Source organism: Endozoicomonas sp. SESOKO3 (assembly GCF_024606255.1).
On the sequence record NZ_JAHHPR010000008.1, the window covers coordinates 1 to 2098 of the forward strand.

The 2098-nt window shown below is 57.3% G+C and carries 1 protein-coding gene; it reads right to left on the minus strand.

The window, feature by feature from the left end; all coding sequences use genetic code 11:
• The coding region (locus tag KDK18_RS00065; RefSeq protein ID WP_257252311.1) for a hypothetical protein at positions 1–2027 on the minus strand (2027 nt) is incomplete at its 3' end.
• Positions 2028–2098 lie beyond the last annotated feature (71 nt).

The window sequence follows — 2098 nt, forward strand, 5'->3', positions numbered from 1 at the left end:
CTGTTGCCGGGTGCTTCCAGCCTTCGGTTGTCACATCGATCGCTCCGTGTCCAGTTTGCCAGCACGTTTGGCCTTGTGGCTGTGTTTCCGGACGTCCCCAGCAGCAGCAGGTCATTACCGCCCCGCCCCGGGAAAGACCACTGCCGTGCATTGGCACTCACATACAGGACGTTATTACGGTCATTGCCCCTTGCTCTGTTGCCTGTGGCAGACGAGCTGATCACGGCGGGTATAAATGGCAATGGACGGTAACGGCTGTCGGGTTTCGGCCCTCTCACCTGAACACTGCCGGGTTCCCAGCCACACTGCCCTGTGCCAGTAATAAACACTCGTCGCATTATATGTATAGGGTTTAATGGCTCCAGCGTCAGTCTAATGCCGTCCATAGCCCGGTGTGTGACGATTTTTACTGGCCGGTCTTGCTCTTGCTGGATGTACAGGGGATTGCTGGCTGTGGCGTGGATGAATCGAAGGCGATCCGTCCGGTTGCCCACCGTTAATGGCATCACCACTCCCTGATCAGAGAGCATCACTCGTGCCGCCAGGTCGAATAATGGCAGCTCAAGGTCAATGAACGCCAGCGTCGTCGGTTGCAGGAAGTGGTTGTTCATTTTGGCCCAGACTTCCTGGATCTCGATCTCAGCGTCGCCTGTCGTAAACCGGGTAGACAGGACCAGTCTCTCGTCTCGGCGAGTGGCACGGAAGAGGAAGGCCGGTAAATTCAGTTCTATGCGGGTTTGTGCCTGGTCATGAACAGCGGTTTTTTCTCCAGCAAGTCCGGGATGGAGGATGATTCGGGCAAAAAACGACAGGTCGGTCTCATCCAGTTGAATCACATCCGAACCACCCTGGCCCTCCACCACGACCCCAAACCGTTGGCGATTGCCCTCCTTGACAAAGGCTACCTGGTGCTCGCGGTAGTAAGTGTCCAGCTGCAACGCTTTCAGGCTGATCCGGTCGGCTCCGGATGTCCCTGACAGCAGCAGGCCCTCAGCCATCACGGCCACCCTGTCAAAGGTGCCCAGGGACTGATAGCCCATGGGGTTGATCTGGTAAAGCATTTGGTGGTTTGGGCTATAAACAACCGTAGCCGTAGGCTGAAGGAACCAGAAATTTCGGGAGATGTTTTTTTTCCAGACGCCGGTGGTTTGTCCAATCAGTTGCTGAAGACCATGCTCCTTGTCAGGCAGGCCGAACAACAGTCTCTGTTGACCAGAATGCCTGCCCCAGTACTCCACCCAGGCCACCTGGGTTGAGGTATAGCCGGGGCGAAGTTTGAGAGCGATCAGTCTGGTGTCGGCCCGCCGTCGAACGCCCATTGGCACGGATCTCAAAGCCCGGTTGAAATCCAGCCAGGTCCGGTAGCTTGGGTCACCGGAGGCTTTTCTGGGCCCCATCAGGCTGAGGTCCAGCGCCACCAGGGCCAGATGTTTCCGATTGGCCAGGTATTCAGCCTGCGGGGTCCGAATTTGCCATGCCTTGGCACCGGGTTTCCACTGGTAGTGTCCTCGCAATTCGATGCCGTCCGGCAAGGTGTAACGGCAGGGAATGGAGAGCAGGGCATTAAACTCGCTGGGTATCCCGGTCAGAACGGCACCAGCCTTCCCGCAAAAGGGATGACCTTTGGTACCCTGATCAGGCCGGGTAAAAAACTGGAAGGCCTGCTTTTTGCGGGTATCTGAGAGGGCGAGCAGCTGACCGTCTTCATTGACATTGACCATAATCTGGAATCGGTCGCGGGTTTTAGCCGCCAGCAGGGTGTCATCGTCCGGTAAGTACCAGAAATCCAGTTCCCTTAAGGGGCTTAACAGGGTGTGGTTGGTGACCGGTGTTGTCAGGGGCAGTGGCAACAGACCCACCGTTGCTGAGAACTCCTGCCGGGCCTGTGCCACCTTAGTGCGCAACTGTCCCTTGAGGTCACTGATGAACACCTGGGCACTGGCGTTGGTCCAGGCCGTGTCGGGGTGGTCCAGGGTTACTTTGGCGAAGACCAGATTGACCAGTTTGCTCAGATCCAGGCTCGTCATCGCCACGCCGGATCGTGGGGTGAACTGGCGCACACTCAGGGTATCGTTAGACTTGGCGACGGTCTGCCCGG